The sequence below is a fragment of the Floridaenema aerugineum BLCC-F46 genome (genome assembly GCF_041929345.1).
Classification (GTDB): domain Bacteria; phylum Cyanobacteriota; class Cyanobacteriia; order Cyanobacteriales; family Aerosakkonemataceae; genus Floridanema; species Floridanema aerugineum.
In genome coordinates, this window is record NZ_JBHFNQ010000206.1 from 103,519 (window position 1) to 125,591 (window position 22,073).

Annotated in this window: 8 protein-coding genes; 6 read left to right on the plus strand and 2 right to left on the minus strand. The window is 40.9% G+C overall.

What is annotated here, in order from left to right; translation table 11 throughout:
* Positions 1 to 240 precede the first annotated feature (240 nt).
* On the minus strand, positions 241 to 939 hold the full coding sequence (locus tag ACE1CC_RS27645; protein WP_413273649.1) for an NHLP leader peptide family RiPP precursor: 699 nt from the start codon (positions 937 to 939) through the stop codon (positions 241 to 243).
* A gap of 59 nt (positions 940 to 998) precedes the next feature.
* The gene (locus tag ACE1CC_RS27650) at positions 999 to 1,469 is read right to left on the minus strand and encodes a lasso peptide biosynthesis B2 protein (RefSeq protein ID WP_413273650.1); all 471 of its coding nucleotides are present in this window, start codon (positions 1,467 to 1,469) and stop codon (positions 999 to 1,001) included.
* 1,194 nt (positions 1,470 to 2,663) lie between these two features.
* Between ACE1CC_RS27650 and ACE1CC_RS27655 the strand changes: the two genes are divergently transcribed.
* The 6 genes from ACE1CC_RS27655 to ACE1CC_RS27680 all read left to right on the plus strand — a co-directional run bounded on the left by ACE1CC_RS27655 (position 2,664) and on the right by ACE1CC_RS27680 (position 22,064).
* Positions 2,664 to 6,467, plus strand: coding sequence for a hypothetical protein (locus ACE1CC_RS27655; RefSeq protein WP_413273651.1), 3,804 nt, complete (start codon positions 2,664 to 2,666; stop codon positions 6,465 to 6,467).
* Positions 6,468 to 7,066: 599 nt separating this feature from the next.
* A complete protein-coding gene (locus ACE1CC_RS27660; protein ID WP_413273652.1) occupies positions 7,067 to 14,143 on the plus strand; it encodes an MAC/perforin domain-containing protein in 7,077 nt (2,358 codons plus the stop codon).
* Between the two features lie 993 nt (positions 14,144 to 15,136).
* The gene (locus ACE1CC_RS27665; protein WP_413273653.1) at positions 15,137 to 17,155 is read left to right on the plus strand and encodes a hypothetical protein; all 2,019 of its coding nucleotides are present in this window, start codon (positions 15,137 to 15,139) and stop codon (positions 17,153 to 17,155) included.
* 20 nt (positions 17,156 to 17,175) lie between these two features.
* Complete coding sequence (locus ACE1CC_RS27670; RefSeq protein ID WP_413273654.1) at positions 17,176 to 17,766, plus strand: hypothetical protein; 591 nt, start codon at positions 17,176 to 17,178, stop codon at positions 17,764 to 17,766.
* A 294-nt stretch (positions 17,767 to 18,060) separates the two neighbouring features.
* Positions 18,061 to 21,243, plus strand: coding sequence for a hypothetical protein (locus ACE1CC_RS27675; RefSeq protein WP_413273655.1), 3,183 nt, complete (start codon positions 18,061 to 18,063; stop codon positions 21,241 to 21,243).
* A 20-nt stretch (positions 21,244 to 21,263) separates the two neighbouring features.
* Positions 21,264 to 22,064 (plus strand): hypothetical protein, encoded by an 801-nt coding sequence (locus tag ACE1CC_RS27680; RefSeq protein ID WP_413273656.1) that lies wholly within the window; start codon positions 21,264 to 21,266, stop codon positions 22,062 to 22,064.
* Positions 22,065 to 22,073: the final 9 nt, after the last annotated feature.

The following is a 22,073-nucleotide window of genomic DNA, read 5'->3' on the forward strand; positions in this document are numbered from 1 at the left end:
GAAGAGGAAAAGTTTTACTGTTCTGCCTTCTACTCCTTTAACCCCAATTGAAAGTGCTGAACACCTCCATGCACATTAGCTTATAGCGGGGCAAGTAAGGTTACTCACATCTTGCACCATTCTCAACAAGACCTGAGTAACCGGGTTTCTTAACGGAAAATCAGACTTTCAGCTTTATTTATTTGCAAGAAACCCGGTTTCTAGCCCTGGTGCAAGATGTGAGGTTATTAACTCAGTTGTCTAGGACGAGCAACTAGATCCATACTGAAAACTACTACAGTATCCCACTGGAATCTTGGCAAATAAAGGCTGTGGCTTCCGAGCAGACTTTATATCATCAAACCATTCAATCATTTTGGGTACTAATTCATTATCAAGTCTGGGTAGAACTATATAAAGGATGTGAACGGTTTCTTCTAAAATCTTTATCTCAATATTTTCTGGAATTTCTACCCCACATTCTTCTTCAATCACCATTTTGGGGCTATAAAGTAGTTTATGCTTGAAATCTTTATCTTTCCAAACACGTATAAACATTGGTACGCTGCTCACTTCATCCAGCAAAGTATTCCTTTGTTGCTCCAATACCCACTGTGCAATATCTTCATAAGCCATTCCTACTAAACTCTTGAGTTCCTCCTCTGAAACCCCTTCATAAGGATTACAGGGTAGCACCATATAAAGAGTAGTTTCGGTTTCTTCAACAGTTATAATCTCAAAAGTTGCTGGCAATTTTTTACCTAACTCTTCTTCTATTACAGCTTTAGGATTAGCCACTAATTTATGCCTAAATGCCTCATCTTTTAAAGCACGAGTAATTAAATGTACTTCCAAATCTTTTCTGGTTCTAATAGCTAGCTTTGAATCCATTTGGAGTTGATAAGACCATAAAGGTAATAATGGTGTTATAGCTTTAGTAGTTTTGTTTATATTATTCATGCTACAGCCTCAAGAGTTATTGAAATTTTCTTGTTTTTGTATTACTAGCGTGAGTTTAATTAAGTCAATAAATGCCAACTATCACTCTCATCACTTTTTACTTCTGGCAGTGAAACGGGTATATAACAAGCCATATTACCAGCACCACCAATCACAACTTTTCCCTGACTTTCCACCCAGGCATGAGCTAATAACTGCCCTTTCTTATTTCTGGTAATACCGATACGGACTTGTGTTGGATAACCACGCCATTCAACCATTACTTGTGTAGCCAAAGCTTGAGCGAGACATTTGACTCCAGGTATGTACGGACTTGCTATTACAACAGCCCAAACAACTTTATTTATGTAATCTTGGTCTACTTGCTGTAACTCAGTGGTTCTCGGTGTGATTCTTGCCAGCAGACGATGCACAGTCTGAAATGGCAACAACCACAATGCTAATCTGATCATTCCAAGTAGGAATGCAGTTATGACTAGAAGAAAGCGATCGCTCCACCTAAGTTGCAAAAACTTCACCAGCCGTTTCATACCTAAACTCAATAAGCCTCTTTGCTAATTCCTACAAGAATCCTAAAATCCGGCAATCGCTTACCTAGATGTACCATCTCTTACCTCAATGAATCGTGCAATTGCCACAAGAATTTATCTGTCACGAGCAGTTCCAGAACGTTCAGCAACGGGATGCGATCGCTAAGTCAAGTCTTCATAGAACTTATTTCCTCTTGCTTCTATTTCAGATATCGGTTCAAAATTCAAAATTTTCGCGGCTGACTTAGATTTTTACAATCCTTAAAGGGATATGCAGACAAAACCTACATTTCCCTGGCGCTAATTTTTCAGGGACAATCAAAACACATAATCCCAACCGCACAAACAGTGAATCGTTTGCTTATAAAACGCTCAAAACAGCGCCCACAAATTAACTAAAAAAGATTTCCATCCGACACTAAGGTGCAAGAATGAACACCTCATATCAAAAACAGTTAGTAACACTTATTACAAGTGCGTGGTAAAAATCTTCCCTGACTTCTTGGTAGAATCTGCCCTAAAAATTATCTGCGAGTCTCTTAAGTTCTATCGGTAAAATTAACACCCGTAAACATCTTTACCCTTGTGAGTAATTAGCTAAAACTTAAGTAATGATCTACTCGCTCGTTAACTGATTTAATTTCTACCCAACATAGCAAAAAAACTTGCATATAAGTCCAAAATTTACATAAGTTTACAAAAAAGTAGAAGTTTTACATTTAATACAGCCAAGCAGATCATGCCTAAACCAATAAACGGCTACTAACTATCGCCGAGACAAATGAAAAGAAAAATCTATTCCTTGTTCCCTTCCCTCTCCAAATTGTCCCGCTTGATTGCCAATAGCCTAATGAACTATAAAGGGCAGCTACCGCCGCCCCATCAAACTAAAAACCCCAACCTGAAGCTTTTCACGACTTAAGCATTTTTTTATTTAATGATAGTAATGAAAGAGCGCTAAGTAGTCGGACAAAAGTAAACGATACTGTGTTAGCTTTGAGCGATCGCCAACTCCACCAGCCCGGTATCTTCCTCTTCAAACAGAACCGAACTAACGATCGCATCAACCATTAGTCCCATTTCAACCACCTCAAAAACACTTCCAACGGTCAACACTTGACCGAGTTTCAACCTGCTAACGCTTAGATAGTCCCGCCATACCTTTTCAACTCAAATAATAGGAGAAATCAACTCATGGTCGCCACAATTGCTACCGAAGAAGGACTCAAAATTCCCGTTTTCGATGCTGCTTACACCGATGCCAAAGGTCGCAATGTAGGCAAGTTCTTCAACAACCCAGAAATCCTGCGCCACTCCATTCTGCAAGCAATGTTTCAACCAGAAGAACTGCAATCGTTAATGATAGTCAAACTTGACAAATCCAATCCCGATTCTCGCCAACTACGCGCCAGCATCCACGACCCAGAAGACGGAATTAAGCGACGCATGATCTTTCAATCAGGCAACAGTTATTACTTCGGTGACGAAACCCTAGCCAAAAAGATAGGAGACTTATTCGTAACCGAAAAAGACACCGCCTGTCGCTACGGTTCCCTTCTCGTCAGCACTTGTATGTCCGGCGTATCAGAATGCGACCATCTGCGAGTAAAAATTGTTGATTTCACCGACCCGCAATATGCTAAATATCGTACCGGAGACTGTCACGGTGCCATCAGTTCCGAATTACTCAAAAGCATCGGCGGCGAGAAAAATAGAGCCAGCCAATTCCGTTTCGCTTGGCTACACAGTTGGAATTCAGAAAATACAGAATCCACACCCCAAGTCAGCTTTTTGGCTAAAGGAACCCTGCGTCCCGATGACAATTTACTCGACTCCGACACCGACTCCCAAGGTAACAAACCGCAACTAATTTTAGACCGCTCCAGCATCAAAGGCATCAATAAAAAACAACTCAAAGAACTCATTCCTTGCGGCGATTACGAATTACCCAAAGCCATCCTTGGCAATCGCAAAAATAGTCAAATCGGCATCACTCAAACAAGCTGGCAATCCACCGGAATTTGGTTCGATGAACAAGCCCAAAAACAAGACCTAGTACCAGCAGCTAAAGCCGAAGCTCAAAGATTAGCAGCACTGCAACGCGACCCGATGAAATTGCGTCAAGCCATGATTGAAGATTACGACAAACGCGAAGCATATTTAGCCCGTTTGAACGAAAGAAAACTCAAAGAACAGCAGGACAAACTATCAACTACAATTGCCGACGAAATCAACATTGATAGTGAAGAAAGTACCGAAGATAAAAAGCGGGAAAGACAAGACATTCAAATGCTAAAAGCCGATAAATTTGGACTAATGATCGGCAGTCCCGAATTCACCAATATGGCAGAAGGATGGCTGGCATCCAAATGGCGAAATCTAGCAACTAGGGGTGCTTTATCAATGACCTCAGCAATGGCTTTACCCTGCGAAGATTTACCCAGAGGAACGGTTTGCGCTCACCATTTAAAAGCAGGAGAATGCGTTCAAGGTCGATTCCCCATTCTCAACAAAGATGGTCTGAGGAAATACCAGAATATCCACGCAAATAATCTGGATATTCCACAAGAAATTCGCACAGTGATGACCAAAATTAAAGGTGTAATTTGGTTCCATCCCAAAGACTTAGAAAAGTTCCATCAAGGTGATTTTGATGGTGACGAACCCTTTGGCATTGAATCTCAAAAAATCCCTCATATTGCCCAACAAATCTTACCAGCAAAAAACGGATTATTTGAGTTCGGGGAAGTAACACAAGCTGAGAAAATTCCCTATACTAAAGCTAAGTATCGAGAAGACGACCCCGAAGTTAGAGAAGGTAAAGTTAAAGCAGGTCAACGCAAATTCAACACCCTAGAACAAATCGGAGTTGCCAGTTCTCAAAACGAAGTCGGAATCGTTGCTTTAGCCATCGGTAAAGTAGCCGCCGCTATTCCCAACCCCCGCGAAGATCAAAAGCTATTTCTCAAGCAGCAGAAGCGATTTATCACCGCTCTTAGCATTATGGAACAGTACGAAGTTGACTACCAGAAAAACTCGCTGCGGGGTAAAGATGCCAAAGAAGTGAAAGAGAAAACTGGTTTAAATCCCGATACTTTACTAGAAAAAGTAGATGAATGGTGCGAGAAACATGAAAGCTGCACTTACTTTTTCCAGTACAAAGGAGACGACCGACTCTACAAACAATTTTCCATGCCTGCTGACTTCCCCAATCCTATTTACGTACTAGCCAAAGAAGCCGTTAATCCCTATTGGGAACAAACGCGACTAATTCACCGCAACCGAGATGAATTTCAGCATATTCTACCCCCAATTCCCGCTTATCTCATCGTGTCGAAAGACGAGCGCAAACAACTGGATGCAGCAGGTATTGAATACGAAAAAGAAGGTAAGGAATTGCACGTTTCTTATCAGTACAAAGATGCCTTAGTAGAAAGAGAAATTGAGTATCGCCACAGCAAAGAAATTGAAATATTATGGTCAGAAAACGAATTACAATGGGCGAAAGACTTGGTGCAACGCTTTCAAGAGGACAAAAGTATTATCTACGAGCGCACTGGCAACGATATCAAAGCCCGAAAAGAGGAAATGGGCAAACTTTATGACAGTTATCGAGCCGAAATTGACGAAATTTGGGATACTCCAGACCGAAAAACTAGGGCTGCTCATGCCTTATTTCAAGCGACCCACACTTCCGATAATTTAAGCAAACATCGGACAATTTGCCAGAAGGTAGCAGAGGAATTAGAAATTACCTTTTCACTACAAGAAGATTACGAATTACTGCACGAAGCTTTGCCACAAGATGTCTATGTTCTGCAAGTTCCTTTCCAAAAAGTGAAAACCAAAGACGGTAGAACCATTGACCTGCCTAACCAATGGAAAGACGCACTCGATAGCAAAGGAATTGCCTACGAAGCTACTGCTCATCCCGAATTACCACTTGTTGAATTCGCCTTCAAAAACTTACCCCAAAGCATGATAGCGAAACTCGATGCCAAATACGGAGATAATTCCAACGACCATATCGATACCGACTCTTTGAAAGTAACCAACTACTCCGGTAATGAAACCCGACTCCTCATCGTTCCTCCCGTCGATTGTCGCTGGATTGAATCTCAAGATAAAGCAGGTAGAGGCGCACTTGTCTACAAATTATTCATGGATGAAATCTGCGATGCTTTGTCAAATTATCGGGTCAATCAAATAGAAGTTGTTAATGTCAAACATCCCGATAATGATTACTCAGAAGAAGATTTCTCTAACGCTAAATGGCAGCGAAAAGTTACTTTGCAAGTGGGGACGATCGATTTACCTCCCACTCACGAGAAGTATTACCGATTTCAAGGCACTCCCATTATCCAGCTTGACGGAAAAAATTTGGGTACATTTTCCCCCGACAGTCCTAAATTGCCCCCTGGAACTACTTTTGAGGCGACGCTTTCTTCTGATAAGGGCGGTAGGTCGGTTATGCTGAAGATCGATCGCGCGGAGCGCAGCGCCAAGGGCGATCGCGAATCGATTCGATTGCCTGAAACTCAATTGCCACAAATTGATTCACCTTCTGCTATTGCTCAAAGCGATACCACGTCCCAACTTTCAGAAACAACAGTTAATAACCAAAAACGCGACATCACCAGCGCTAAAGCTGATAACTGGCGGCTTTCTCTACAAGACACACTCTTTAGTGTCGTTTCGGAAACCTACAAAAAACGTGGATCTCAGCTTCCTTCCCATAGCACCCAGCACTTCAAGTTTGGCGATAATCAATGGACGGCTTACGTGCAGCCGAACGGGGATTGCTTTGTCAGAAACGAATCCAAGCGCACTGTGTTTAAAGCCAACGTCCACACCGGGGAAGTCCAAATTCCCCTGACAGAGCAAGCAGCGGCTCGTTTCCAAGAGATGATTGTGGAACGAGAGAAAGCTTTGTCCCAGTCCCGAACTACTCTCGCACCTGCGCCTGAGTCGAAACCGAGGGAGTTGGAAATGGTTTAGTCGAGTACAGGGGTTGGAAATTTGAGAACGATTGACGCACAAGCCTTAATGGAAAATTTTCCATTAGGGCTGGTCACTCATCTGTTGCTACGCAAGCGACTGATAACAGCTTTAAAGGCAGCTACCTCTGCCCCATCAACTTAAAAACCCAAACTCGATGCTTTTTTTGAGGCAATTAGCATTATTTCTCATAAAATTCTTATATATATAAAAATATAATCAGAAGGTTATATTTATAAGAAAAAATAATAAATTTTGTGTTCAAAACTTCCTGATTTAAAAAGAAGCCTTATGAAAATTTAGTTGAGGTCGGCAGATTTTGGTTTTCTAGCTGGCAGCTAGATAGCTAAACAACTTCCTTTCGAGATTAAGGGTGCCCTGAGTTAGAACAATTATAGGTTCAATGGCATTACGTCGTTTGAAGAGACACTTGAGAGCCTTGGATCAGTTTTTGCTTGCCTGCAACCAGAACTTTTACATCAGGTAGATGGTTACCACTAATTCATCACTCTCGTCGTAGAGCGCTTTCAAATAGTGCAATCCTACCATGATTGGATTGAAATCCACTGATATTCATGACACTCAAGAGAAGACAAACTATGTCGCAACCAACTTCGGATAATACTGACTCTAGCGTAGCAAAAACCAATGAGAGCAATGCACTTACTTATTATCGATATGCGGATAACCAGCTTATAGAAAGGGGTTCAACAGGACTGGCATTGCAAGGGGTTTTCATCGATATCAATGAAGAAATTACATTGCAACCACGAGCGAAACTCATCACTATTGAAGGTGATGCTCAGTTTGTCAATCCATCCCATCAAGGTATTGATCGTACTGAGGAATTTAAATCGCAAACAAAAGAAAGTCGCTTTAAAAAGGTTGCCGAAAAATTTGGCTCCAATATAAGTGCTTCTGCTAAAGGAAATGCTTTAATCAACTGCCTACAAATAGGTGGGGGTTTCAAGTTTACCAAAAATGAGGGCAGAGATGCTAATGCGGAAGTAACAGATAGTAAAGAAACTTCTTACTACTCGCGAGTTCAATACGCGGTTGTGCCTACAATAACTTGCATTTTAACTGACAACCAAATCCGTATCGATGGCGCTGCTTTAGAGGACTTAAAAATTATCGATATGCAGTTAAATCAGATTGGTTATGAATCAGAAGTAAGCAATACTTGTCGGCGATTTTTAAGAACTTATGGCTCCCATGCCCTCTTGGGAAAAGTTACATTTGGTGGCATTTATTTAATGTCTGCTTTTTTGAGTGATTTTTCAGAGTCTCAAAAAGCAGAAGCTAAAAAAGCTGTGAACGATAAGATCGCAACTGAATTCAAACTGGCTGTATCTATTATTGCTAAGGGCAATGCAGCACTGGAGCAAACCTCTAGCACTGACGAACAGACAACTAATCAACAAAGTAATATTGCATCGCAAGTGCGCTTAGAAACTACTCGATTTGGGGGTTCGCCACAAGCTGAAAATCTGCAAGATTGGAAGCGCAGTTTACTTGAAAATGCCAACAGCTGGGCAGTAATTGGCAGAGACGATCTGCGATTATTAGGGGTATGGGAAATTATATGTCGCCACCATGCACATGAATTTGATTCTTCGCACAAACTGGCGGAATTGCTCCACGCAGAATGGATGCAAATTAGTGGTTTGAAGACTGATTTTCGGTACTTTGTGAATGAAATCGGGAAAGTTCGTAATCGTATTAATAATCTGTTACAAAATCAAATACCTCAATGGTTGACTGCTCAAGAAGTATCCGCTAGTGAACATTTAAAAGAGCTAGTTAAATTGCGGCAAGAAGTAGAAGTAACGGTCAATAATAAAACTTATTGGGCACAAGAGTTTTTATCCAATGTAGTTGTTTGCAATTATCTCAACCGTGTAAGACATAACAACGAGTCTAATCAAGAAGCAAAGAATTTGATGCGTCAATTGCTGACATCGGATGACGCGATTGTCATGAATGACTATACACAATATAAAGATGTATTTGATTGGCTCAATAAATCAGAGAATAACGAAAAAATCGTCGTTCCAGATATTCATGATGTTGACGCACTGATTGAATTAATCAAGCGACTTAAAAGATTGATGATAGAAGATAAGTTACACAGAGATTTGACTCAAGTCTCTGAAGAAATGATGGCTAAGTCTAACAAATATTTGGTGTTAGCCATTTTAAGTTTGCGTTCTGATTTGAGAAAACAAGATGAATTGAGCGAACTTGCTTTCTTAGTCTTGCTGCTATCGCTTGGTTATATTCCCAGTCGGAATATTTTCCAGAAAGATTTGAAGTACGAAGACTATCAGAAATTAGATGATATTTTGAATGAATATAAAGGGCAGAGCTTGGGGATTATGTCTCAAGAAGAGCTTCGAGAAAAACGAGAAGCTTATCTACTGCTAAAGGTGCTAGATTCGATAGCTTTGAATTTTGAGAAAGAAAAGACGCTAGAGTTTATTAATACAATCTTACAGCCCAAATTAAAATCGCCATCTCTTCAAAGCATTCTTACAAGATACAATGTCGGAATTTCCTATGAATGTGTGGATGCTCGTGAAGAAATAGAAGCAATCATCAATCTTAAAGAAATTCCCTCAAATCTGAACAATGATTTCTCAGAGATTTTTAATAAGCCGGAAGAGATTCCATCACCGGGAGAGCAAACAAGCAGTCCACCTGCACTAGAATCCCCTGCCCCCATGTTGGATAGCCTCCTCAAGGATTTGGGATTGAGTCAGTATTATCCCAACAAGCTGAGACAGGAAGAAGTCTATACAATTACGAAGTATTCTTTAGCTGAAAATCCTTCACGCAAGCCGGAGGAACTATCACTCTATTTCCTGACTAATTTACTAGCTTTAAATCACCAGGCAAGATGGCTGAAAACTGACAACAAAGAGGCAAAATCTTCAGAGAATGAAGAAGAATGGTGGCTTGGAAATAGCGATGGTGATGAGTTAACCAAGAAAGATATTCATCCGTTGGATGTAATGGCAGCAACATTCCTCTGTTGTCACCCTATTATTCGCCAGGATTTGGTGGTGAAACTATGGGAGTGTAAATTAGCTATTCCCTTAGTGATTCAAGAAAGTGAAAACCATGCCCCGAAATTCTTTTTGTGGGCAATGCGTGCCCTAGTGATGAGGTGGAAGAAAACACAAGGGCCACAAGTTCGCTCAGAAGAGCGTACCATCGCCGATTATCCAATGGAGACGATGAGTTTTATTCGCTTTGATAGTGCTGAAATATCCAAATCAGCCCTCCTTAATGCGGTGATTTTTGGCAATAATCCGCACGATATCTTCTTCCACAAAGACTCAGAAGGCTCTAACCAAAATCGCCAACTCGCTGAAGGTACGGTAGAATTGGCATGGCATTTACCTGAAGGAATTAAGAAAAATAAAAATGACGCATCGTCGCAAGATGATGGCAATAACCAAAACGATTTTGAGCTTGACGATATTACCGCTTTTGCCAATCTGCGAGGAGATGCACGCAAGTATCCCCGACAATTAGAGTTAATCAAGCAGATTTCCTCACACGTCGTCATTTTCACTTCCTGTAAGCAACTAGAAGACACAGCCGTCCAAGTTGTTCGTGAATTATTAGCTGCTGGCAAAGTAGTCATTTTGTTATTGACCAATAAAAATATTCAAGAAAAAGATAGGGCAATAGTTCGTCAGTTGATGGCGAATTTCCAGAACGAGCGCAACCAAATCACCCTGATCAGTATTGCTGATAAATCCCAGCCAGAAATTAGGGATGAAGTGCGGAATAAGTTAAGAACCTTGAAACCGACTGCTAACTCAAAAATCAGCCTAGCAGACTTGGCAAAAGCCATGCAGCAACAAGGAATGGAAGTTGATGAAGAAGAAAGCTTATGTCAGCAAGGCATTAAGCAAGCCGCAGAGATTTTAAAACTCGTGCGTCAGCATCCGAAAGAAACACGGAAGGCTGAATTACTCCCCCTACAAAGCAAATGGTGGAAAGAATGGGCACAAGCAGATAAGGAAGCCGTGCGGCAAAAGCAGAAAGATCCTGGAGCCTCTTCGAGTGAATACGCAAGGAAACAAAATGAACGCAAAGCCCATAGCCGACGACAGCAGATTGAGATGATTCAGCAGGGGCGGCTACCAAGCGTTACACAACTCTTCCTCAAAGCACTATTCCAGAATAAACAGAACCAGCCACAGGTAAGTGAATACTTTGTCAGACAGTTAAAACTGGGATTGGATGCGCTGTCACGAGCCGAACTCCCCAATTTATATGCTGCCTATGGCGAAAAAATGAAACAACTAGGGCAATATCAAACTTCACCAGAATCAGCTAAATCAGAGTCAGAAACAACTAAAACTGATGCTCAAAGAAAGCAAGAACTCCAAGCAAGAAATAAAATCAATGAGGAACTGAAAGCAATTGACGATCAAATTACAGCCCAGTCTTTTGGTTTAGAGCATTTACTACGAGAAATCGGACAGGTGTATTTAGCTGTCAAGGGGATAGAACCCCGTAGCCAAAAACAAGAAAAACTATATCAAGAACTGCCCCGGATTGCGGCGGACTTACTCTTGAGCGGTTATCCATTAGAAATTATGGATGGGGAGGTGAGTTCCGTTCCATTGGGGTGGGTGCAAGCAGTCCTAAAAGAATTCACCCTACTGGTGCAGCAGGGAACAGCAAACCCTCGTATCTTTGCTTTATCAGCAATGGGTATTCAGAGTTCTGGGAAGTCCACCCTACTGAATGTAATGTTTGGGCTACAATTTGCTGTCAGTGCTGGGCGTTGCACAAAGGGAATTTACTTGCAACCAGTGAAACTAGCCCTGGAACTGCGAGAAGAGTTACAGGTTGACTATATTTTTGTGGTCGATACAGAAGGGATAAAATCACCGGAGCAATCCTTAGAGTCAGAAACAGGACATGATAACGAACTATCGACTTTTGTGATTGGTTTAAGCGATTTATCGCTGATTAAAGTATCTGGGGAAAACTCCGAATATCTGAAAGATATTTTGCCCATATCTGTGCAGGCATTTTTAAGGATGAATCAGGTAAACTTAAAGCCCAAAACTAAAATTGTTCACCGCAATGTTGACACTTCATCTCCAGAAAAACTAGACAAACAAAACGTAAATCTCAATAATACTCTCGATAAATATACCGCACTTGCTTGTCAAGAAGAGCGTCAACCTGTTCGGCCTTTTCGTGACATTATCGAATTTGACCTAAAGAAAGATGTGGAATACTTGGGAACATTATACAGAGGAGCGGCTGCCCGCAATCCCGTAGATCCCGATTATAGCAAGGGTGTCAAGGAACTGACTAGCGAAATTATCTACAGAATCACTCCCAATAATATATCATCGATAGATAAATTTGTAGCGCATCTTGAGGCTTTATGGGATGCAGTCAAGAGAGAGAATTTTGTCTACGAATTTAAGAATACAATTGAGATTCAAGCCCGCAATAAACTCAACACGTTCTGGGGTGAAATCGTTCGAGAATTCGGCGAACAAGTTGCTGGTTTGGTTAGTCGCGCTTATACCGAAATTAGTAGCTGTGCTTCAGAACAAAATTTATTGACAGTTGTAAAACGGTACGAAGATGATTTGTCATTCTTAGTTAACCAAACTTGGCAAGCTCAGCAACAGAAGATTGATAAGTTTTTTGCAGAGCCAGATGGTCAGCACGAAAACGCTATGAAAAAATGGGTAAAAAGCACTGCTAACGAACTTGATATTTTGCAGCGGCAACACCAAATAAATGCCCAACAAAGGATTCAAGATTACCGAGATAGTCGTTTAGCTGAATTGAAACGCAGAGAAAGTTCTAGTAGCTATGGAGAAAAGTTTACTACACGCATAACTAACTATGTCAGAGAGAAGAAGCAGGGCAAAAGTGAAGCAGAGTTACTTGCCATACCAGAGCCGGAATTACACAAAGAGTTTGAAAGACTATGGGCAGATTTGCTCAACGAAATCCCGCATACCAATTTGATTCCAGCACAAGTACTAAAAGATACTGAAAATATTCTCTTAACCAGCTATCGAGATATTTACAATCCAATTACCCAACCTAACAGCCAGAAACCACTCAGAAACTTCCAAGAAAAAGATTTTCGAATTACCGAGGAATATTATAATGCACAGTTCTTGCAAAAAGTTAAAAATCAGTTCAATGAAAATGACATTTTGGAAATCAAGCGAGTAATTGAAAATATAAAAACTAATTTTTTGAACTGTTTAAAACTAGAACTTGACCACAGACAGCAGCAATTAGTTCCATATGACCCAAATTATTTGAGCCAGTTTCTCGCCCAAGTTGACAAACAGTTTGAGGAAAAATCTAAGGATTTAAGTGACAAGGGCTTGTTCAAACAAATGGGTTTTAGTCTGACTCGTCAGTGTAAAGCCGATCTATTTATGATTATTTGTGGGGAGGCGATCCGCCGACTTGAACAAATAGATCGGCAGTGGCGGGAAGCACAAGATCCAATTAGCGCGATGAATAAGGAGCAAGAAAGCTTTTGGCAGTTTTTTCTGACCGTGTTCCATAGTGCTAACTTAAAAAATGCAGTTGTGGGAACGCTACTAAATATTATCCAACAAGGAATTGTCAAAAAAATAGAGAATGACTTACCAGATAAAGTCGCTGATATACGCCATTTACCCCAATACAGCAAATTTTTCATTTCCAAGCAATCAATCATCGCCAGCATAATGATTAACTTAGCCGAGCGCGAAAATTTTCCCGATTACATTGAATATATTCGCTATCCTAAAACTGCTCTAGAAAATTGGATTGGGCGCAATATTGATGACTATAACAAGGGTAAAGTAGGAGGTATTCGAGGGATAATCGAAGACAGCATTAACACCTTAGTTAAGACAGCAGAACAGGTTATTAAACATACAAATATATCAATTCAAACTAGCCCAGCAAATTCCCGTTCTATTTTGGATTGGACTAATAAATTTTTTCAGGTAAAAGGAGACAGTTTAATTATTGACAACCTACAGCAAGTCGAACGGCTGTGCAGTCAATTTCCGCATCAGGATTTCACCTTCCCCGATGATGATATTAGCAAAGAATTGCAGAAAGTGAAGCAAAACCTACTTAATACAGCCGAGTTGAATGATTTTTCACAAGCGAAAACTCAGCAATACCAAAAATTACGAAATCAAGTAGTTGAGAAAATTATTGATGACATTTTAGGTTGTGTTGAAGCCTGCCCATTCTGTGGAGAAATTTGTTCTCTCGCAGCCAAAAATCACGACAGTACTTCCCATACTACTTTGAAACATATACATCGTCCACAGGGGGTAAAAGGATTTAGATTCATAGATACACGCAAACTCGTAACCGAAACCTGTTCTGAACTTGTTGCGGGAGAGGCTACATTCCAAAATAACGATACCAATTATAATAGGAAACCCTACAAGCAATATCGAGATGTGTATCCCAATTGGGATATAAAAGGCGATTTCTCAGTAAAAGCCGAAGATTACTGGAAGTGGTTTATGTACAAGTATCGCACTGAGCTTGCGCGAGAATATTGTGCGCAAGAACCTGACATACCTTATGATTGGACGGAAATCACAAAAGAACAAGCCACTGAGAAGTTGCGCCAGATCGTGGATGGCAAAGAATAGATGTATGTGTGCGATCAACTTCACGGGGCGACAACAGGGCTGTGGAACACTATGCACCTTGTCAAAGGTGCAAAAGGCAACGACGAGCTTTAGATCCCACATTCCGCACCCTAAAGTGTCACACTACGAATTTTGGTCAATTGACGATTTGGGACTAGTAGCTGGTCAGATAAATTTAAGTGTTTTAAGTAATTTAAGTTACCAGTCACTAGTCCCAAATTACGTGAAAACCGTTGTGCTAGTTGAGGGTGCGGAATGTGGGTTAGATTGATTCAAATCATTTTGCCAGTGCAGTTGCAACTGCCCGACAAGTGGTAGGTATCCCTGGTAAAAAGTGGCTTATAAATCTCTTAGAAAACTTAGGGGAGGATTGGCAAAAACTAAAAATTAAACACTATATTTGCTATGCCGTAAGGATTTAGAGAGCTAACTTTTTACAGAATCTTTTTTAGCAATCGCTAACTTTGGAGTGGGACAACAGATAAGCAAAACTTATCTGTTGTCCTGTTTTTAAGGTTTCTGATTTCTCTAATAAAAAACGGCTCCAATACTGCTCGGTTAAGCATTTTTTGGCATGGAGGGGCGAAGCATTTGGGCAGAAAATCTAGGGTTTGAGGTGATATTTTGTCGCCCAAATGCTTCGCCCCTACCCTTAACCGAGCAGTATTGAAAACGGCTCTCTCTTATTTGTGATAATATGCCAAGCTTATTTTTTGTAGAACTCTTATAAATTCATAGCTTCAGATCAATTTTTTCAAAAAGCTATTAGTAAAACAAAGATTTTTCACTTTTAATACGGCAGATATTTTATAACAAATTAATAAAAAAGTCAAATTGACCAAGTGGATGATATATCCATTCTGCCTGCCTACAACTTATCCAACTTCTGACCGAGCAAAACATAAACCGAAAGAAACAGCCTTATTTCCACCACTATTACCGAAAATAAAAGCAATCAATCGCACTACATAACAACTCGTAATCAACTAATCAATGCCTACCAAATCCACAAATAAACCCAAACAATTTTCCACCCAAAAACGCGATTGGTCTGTCCTAACAGCCACAGAAACCAAGCACGTCAAAAGACTAGAACATATTCAAGAAACACTCGATGCTGCCATCGAATCAATCCAAGAAGAAGGCGGTATAGAAGACTGGGAAGACTTCAAAAACTTCGTTGAATCCTTCAACAAACGTCCTGATAGAATCAACGAATCTGGAAATCAAAAAGCCAGTATCAGCGTAGACTTAGTTGCCGAAGGAAAAGGCGATGAAATTTCCGGCTTCGTATTCTACTTAACTAAAGACCCCAGCCTGAGAACCAGTGGTGTTTACTTAGTAAAAAATCTCAAACAAGCAGGAGTAGAAACCAAAGAAAATAACAACTACTACACTCCATCTCATGTAACAGAATTAATCGGGTTAGAAAATAACGAAATTGACCAAGATTTTGACGATGATTTAACTGATTTAGAAGAAGATGAAGAACTGCCAAAACCAAATAAACCAACCAGCAAACTATCTAAATCGAAACAATCGCCAAAGCAGGAAGAAGATGATATTGACCAACTCCTATCCGATGACGAAACTACTCCCATAACAACAGGAGTATTGGGTAAAATTGCTAAAAACCGCAGTATTAACAACACCGAACCCAAATATCCCCTACTTGACTCACTAGAAACCTTCCTCAAAGAAACCGAACATCAGGGAGAAATCGCCACTACTAGAGGCAGCGAAATCAACGGCATCACCGTAACTGGTTTAACCGTTCAAAGCGCCACTTTAATCGGTCTAATTGGCGCGAAAACTGTTAGTGACTTAATCGATTATATCCAACAAGCGAGAGAGAAAGAACAAGCTCAAAAACTAGAAGAAATTCTCGAACAAATTGACTCATTAAATCAAAGAACCGATAACGTTTCTGTTCGCGTACAACAAGCCGATGTTATTGCAGACATCAAAGCAATAGACAATCGTACCGAAAAACTTGCCGAACGCACTAAACAAATATTAGAAACCCCAACTACAAACCTTGAAATAGAAGAACAAGCGAAAAGAAACGGTTCGCACCACATTATTACTCACACCCAATCCAACGCAGTTCAAATAGGAGAAAAAATCGATAACTTGGGTCACAAACTTGACCCAGAATACAAACAATCACCACCTTTACAAATAGATAAAGAAGCCAACATCAGCGAACAGCTAGACCAAATTCAAAAATATTTAGGTAATCTCTCAAAAAGACTAGACCGCCTAGAAACAATCGTTGACCAACTAGAACAAAAAAACGCTATCAACGTACCTGAAGAACCAGAAGACCTGCTGACCAAAATCGTGACTCAAACCAAAGTTCAACAACAACAAGAAGCAGTTGCAGATTGCTTAGTTAACTATGCCTTCGCCACCGGACAATCCCCACAATCAGGCATCATGTTTGATGATGGCGGCATCCTCTATGTAACTGCCGAAAATAACAAAGTTAATGTTGCTATAAAAGCTAGCGATGGTAACGAAATTTTCTCTGCAACCAAAGAAGGCGAACGCTGGAAAATCGCCCAAGATAAATTAACACCAGAAGAACGAGAAGCCATCTTCAAATTACCTCAATCCGAACCAGAATACGACACATTAGCAACTGCTCAAGCACTAGTTGATAAATTTCAAAACACCTTTCCCAAACGCTTCAGTGGCGAAAAAGACCCTGTATTTCCCTGGCGAGAACCGCGCCGGGAAGACGGTACGCCTGGGGCAGTCAAATACGAATTTGAAATCTTAGATTTGCCCGATGGTTCCCAACAACTAATTGGAACCAACCCCCGCCAAAACGATGCCCAAGTCTTCGATGCCATTCTAATCAAAGGAAAACCACCAGACATTCGAGAATGCCACATTTCTATCGCAGAAATGGAATCTCTAGTCGGTTCCCCAGAAAAAGAAAAACACCACCACAAACATAACTCACCAGAACGGTCAAAAGAAGACGAAAACGAACTACAAGCTTAACTTAATTGAGGAGAAAACCAATGCACAACACCCACAAACGCCGCCATCCATTCAACCAATTAATGCGGAAATTTCAACTAAATAGTGCTGACTTAATCTTCATCACAATTTGCCTAATCGCAACCATTTACTTAACCCTCGTTCAACCCTTATTTATCAGCGTATTCGGCTGCGCTACTCTACTATTTTTTGCCCTTTGGCAGATTAGCCAAACTGTTCCCATTCTGGAAAAACTATTAGGTAGTAAAATTCGCTATTGGCATTTAGCTACCGCCATAATTACAGTCACAGCTTTACTCAATAACTTTCAAACTCCAGCCCAAGCACTTTTCTTAAGTGGTCTGCAACAATTTATGACCAACTTAGCAACTCAAGCGGGTGCTGCTGGAGGTGGAACAGCGATTGATGCGACAACAATTGCTCTAATTTTCAATGCCATCCGAGGCATATTTCTCCTATTAGTAGCCGCCGCCGCTTTATTCGCCTATAACCAAGCACAACAAGGTAATGATTGGCGACCAATTGTAACTCAAATTGCCCTAGCATTTGGCATCGTTATCGCCATCGATGTTATCACCTTCTTATTCGTTGGTAACGGTACTACAGTCTAGTTTAGGGGTTATACCAAGGGTTATTTACCCCCTATATCTCCTCCCTCTTTCCTATGCGTCCTCTGCGTCTGGAGCGGTTCATTATAAAAGGGTTCTTAATTAGGTGTTAAGTGTTGGGGAATGGGGTAGGCTTTTAACCCCTAATATCAAATCCGAGTTAATTAATTTTTTGAACCACAAAGACACGAAGAACACGAAGGAAGAAGAAGAAAGAAACCTAAGAAGATAGCGGGGGTAGCTAACCCAGATTTGGTATAACCCCTAATTCCTAAACCCTACTAAAAGGAGTCATCAATGAGTTTTAAAGACCCAGAAAAAGACTTAATTAGAGTCAACAAAATCCTGGGAAAACAAGCAAGTATCGGCTTCATTCCTGCCAATCAAATCGCCCCTTGGTTTTTAATAACCATCATTTCATACATCTTGACAATGGGGTTTTTCAACTTGGGATTAGGCTGGTTTTTTACAGTCTCACTTTGGTTAATCGCAAGCTGGTGGCTGCTCACAGGAAATCAACCCCATTTATTCACCGATAAATTCCGCAAACCTCCAGGTGACGAATGGTGCAACGGTGACAATCTCTACATTTCTCCCATCCCTTCCTTACGTCCTCCCCATCTTCAAAGTAAAGCCAACAATTCCCAAATCCGCATCAAACTAAAACCCAAAATCGTCCCCAGTCAATTTGGAGGAAATAACCGATTTATGCCATTTCAAAACGAAATTAACCTTTGTTGTTTAGTCGAAATTGATAAAGACGGTAGACAAATATCGGGAATGCTCCTCAATAATGGTTCTAGCTATCAACTAATATTTGGATTTCGCACTCACGGACTGCATAACTTACTCTTCAAAAACGAAGTATCCAGTTTAGCTACTTCCATAGAAGAAGGAATGAAAGACATTATTCCCGGTGAAAGAATCACCTTCTGCACTGGTTGCTATAGCGACGATACTTCCAGACGCAAACAATTAGAAAACTTAGCCAATACTGCTAACCTCAAGCCCATTTCCGTACTCATTAGAAACGAACAACGCCGCCTTCAACAACTTACCCATAAAGGTAGCAGACAGAACTGGGAACAAATCGCTTTTTGTACATGGACAGCCGATGCTGAAGGCGAACAAACATCGAGAGATTTGATTGGCAAAACTATTGATGGCGCAAAAAATTTGTGGGATGCACTTATGGGAACAATTACTGGTAACACCCGCATCTATAAAGAACAGTTTTACACTAAACTCCTGCTTAACGCTTTTGAACAAGGATTTATTCGTTGGGAAATCCTTTTAAACACCAAAATGGGATTAGAAATCACTCCCATGAACACCACACAACTTTGGGAATGGCTTTGGCAAAGATTTAACAATGGTACACCTCCCGCAGTACCCCAAATTGTCAAATTAACAGAAACATCCACAGGCTACAAACTTAGCGAGAAAAAAACCACCGACAAACACATTTGTACCGTCTTAATTGCAGGAATAAATGGTATATCTTCTTGTCCCGAACATCGCCAAAGTAACAACCGTGTTTACTTAGCAGGAAAAGGCAAAGAATGCGGCGTTTTAACCATGTACGACGCACCCACAGGCTGGACAAATACCCGACAACAATTGAAATGGATTTGGGAAGTCATGTCCTCAACCTACGTCCACAATACCGAAGCTTGGGTAGAAATTAGCGCCGGAAACAAAGTTCTCATTAATGATAACTTAGCACGACAAGCTAAAGGAGCAAAAACTGCTTCTACCAGAGCCATAACTAAAGGACAAGGACGCGATATTGGTGCAGAAATTAAACAAGAAGAATCTTTTGACGCACAACGTAGACTTTATAAAGGAGCCATACCCTTAAATACAGCAGTTGCCTTTCTAGTTTATCGAAACACCTCCGAAGAACTCAACCAAGCCTGTAATATTTTATCTAATAGCTTCGGAACTGCAAAAGTCATTCGCGAACGCAATATCGCCTGGGATATTTGGTTGCAATGTCTTCCCATTACTTGGAAATGGTTGCTACATAGCGGCTCATTTTTTAGCGAACGTCGCCTCACTTTAGACACAGAAACTGTCGCCGGAGTTCTCCCACTAACCGTTCCCCGCGACATCGATAAAAAAGGAGTCGAATTTATCACAGAACGGGGTGGAAAACCGATTTTCATCGACTTATTTTACGAACAGATTAACCGCGCTTTAATCACCGGAGAATCAGGTTCAGGTAAAAGCGTTTTAGGATGGCGTTTTGCTGTAGAAGCCTTAGCCAATAACATCCCAGTTGTCGGAATGGATATTAGCAGTGGGGGTAACAGCACCTTCAAAACAGCCATCGAACTTTTAGGCAACCAAGGTGCATATTACGACATCAGCCAAGGTTCCAGCAACTTATTAGAACCGCCAGACTTACGCCAATTCGATAAAGCAGAAAAAGAACGCAGAATGGAATCTTGGAAAGATTTTATCCGAAAAGCACTCTTAGCGATCGCAATGGGAAAAATCCACCATCCTCACCTAGCACAAAGAGTCGATTCCATTATCCTCAGAATGCTCGATATTTACCTGAGAGACCCAGAAATTATTGCTCGATATAATAGAGCATTTGAAAAAGGTTGGCAATCCCCCGAATGGCAACAAATGCCAACTCTTCAAGACTTATTGAGATTTTGTAGTAAAGAAAGATTAAACCTCAAATCCTTTGAAGAATTAGACAAACTGGCAATTAACCAAATCCTCAGTCAAGGAAATGCCTTACTCACCTCACGTATTGGAAAAGCAATAGGTAGACCTAGCACATTTTCACCAGAACCTGCAATTAAATTCTTCGCCTTATCAGGATTATCCAACGAACAAGACGCTTATTTGATGGCAATTAACGCCCATACCGCTTGCATTCGTAACGCTCTTTCTCACCCCAAAAGCCTATTTATTGGCGATGAACTAAGCGTCCTTTTAAAGAAAGATGGATTTGCATCAGTTGTTGGAGAACTTTGTGCAACTGGCAGAAAAGATGGCATAGCCGTCCTACTTTTAAGCCAAGACTTTGATGCCATTTGTGAATGTGCGGCTGGTGCTCAAATCATGCAAAACATGACCTACAAAATCACCGGAAGAATCACCAATTCTGGCGTAGCAGCCGCACAAAAACATTTAGGTTACGACCCCCAAATTATCAGTCGAAATGCCACCGAAGCCTTCTTTCCTAAAATTGCCGACCTTTACTCCTGCTGGTTAATTGAAAAAGGCGGAAGATTTTGGCGGACAAGGTTCTATCCCGGAGAAATGATGTTAGCATCAATTGCCAATAATCAAAATGAAAAAGCAGCCCGCGAGCGCATCATGTCCCAATACCCTTCAACCCTCAAAGGACAACTTCAAGGGCTAAAACATTTCACCCAAGAATATATAAGAGCGGTGAAAGAAGGAAAAGGCTTCGACCATATTGGTCGAAATTCCCAGATGCTTGAAAAAGCATCCTAACCACTAGTAACAAATAGCAAATGAATTCCAAATTAACTCTAATTGCTCTATTACTTGGACTGGGATTAGTTACCCAAATTAACCCAAGCCTTGCTCAAACAACAGGAGTTAACACTCCCGTTTCTTCTGGTAGTTTCTTCACTCCTATCGAAAGTGTCGTCAAACAAGTTAATGACTTTATTGGTGACATCGGTGGCTTCGTTCAAAACGAACTATTTGGTACTTTAAACCAGATACTTTCCTCCTCTTTAGGAGCCATCAAAATTCCCGATTTGAATCAAGTTAGCAGCCAAATCATCAAAGCAACCACATCTAGCACCGCCGGAACTCAATTATCAGATTTACTCGAAACCAAGTCGAGTAAATTAGATGGTAAAGGTTCCTACACTATCATGTCCGAACTTGACGGACAAGCGCAAAGAAATGCAGCTATTGGTATAGCTAATGGTTCTACTCTTAGCCAACAAGCTCAAACAAATAGCCGCCAAATTCTAGAAGCAACTAAACAAAACACTCAGCAAAACGTTCAGTTGGGTGAAGAATCGCAAACACTCGACGTTACCCAACAAATCCTGCAAAACCTTTCCCAACAAACCGCACTTAACGCTCAAGTAAACGAACGGATTCTCCTTGAAGCTCAACAAAGTCGGACAGACCGAGCCATTAACAACGTTCTGCTCTCCCAAGCAGCAAAGGAGATATCTGCTCTCAACACCAGCGAACGCAGAAGTAGCATAGCATCTGGAAACCAAGCCAGCCTGCAAGCCGGAATGCTCATGCTCCCCGGCGGCGGTTATTTAGGACAACCAACCAATAATTAATCTTTAATC

What these genes read in the sequence shown, in the direction of transcription:
- ACE1CC_RS27645 (WP_413273649.1), bottom strand. Translation starts at nt 939, where the DNA reads ATGAATAATATAAACAAAACTACTAAAGCTATAACACCATTATTACCT.
- ACE1CC_RS27650 (WP_413273650.1), bottom strand. Translation starts at nt 1,469, where the DNA reads ATGAAACGGCTGGTGAAGTTTTTGCAACTTAGGTGGAGCGATCGCTTT.
- ACE1CC_RS27655 (WP_413273651.1), top strand. Translation starts at nt 2,664, where the DNA reads ATGGTCGCCACAATTGCTACCGAAGAAGGACTCAAAATTCCCGTTTTC.
- ACE1CC_RS27660 (WP_413273652.1), top strand. Translation starts at nt 7,067, where the DNA reads ATGTCGCAACCAACTTCGGATAATACTGACTCTAGCGTAGCAAAAACC.
- ACE1CC_RS27665 (WP_413273653.1), top strand. Translation starts at nt 15,137, where the DNA reads ATGCCTACCAAATCCACAAATAAACCCAAACAATTTTCCACCCAAAAA.
- ACE1CC_RS27670 (WP_413273654.1), top strand. Translation starts at nt 17,176, where the DNA reads ATGCACAACACCCACAAACGCCGCCATCCATTCAACCAATTAATGCGG.
- ACE1CC_RS27675 (WP_413273655.1), top strand. Translation starts at nt 18,061, where the DNA reads ATGAGTTTTAAAGACCCAGAAAAAGACTTAATTAGAGTCAACAAAATC.
- ACE1CC_RS27680 (WP_413273656.1), top strand. Translation starts at nt 21,264, where the DNA reads ATGAATTCCAAATTAACTCTAATTGCTCTATTACTTGGACTGGGATTA.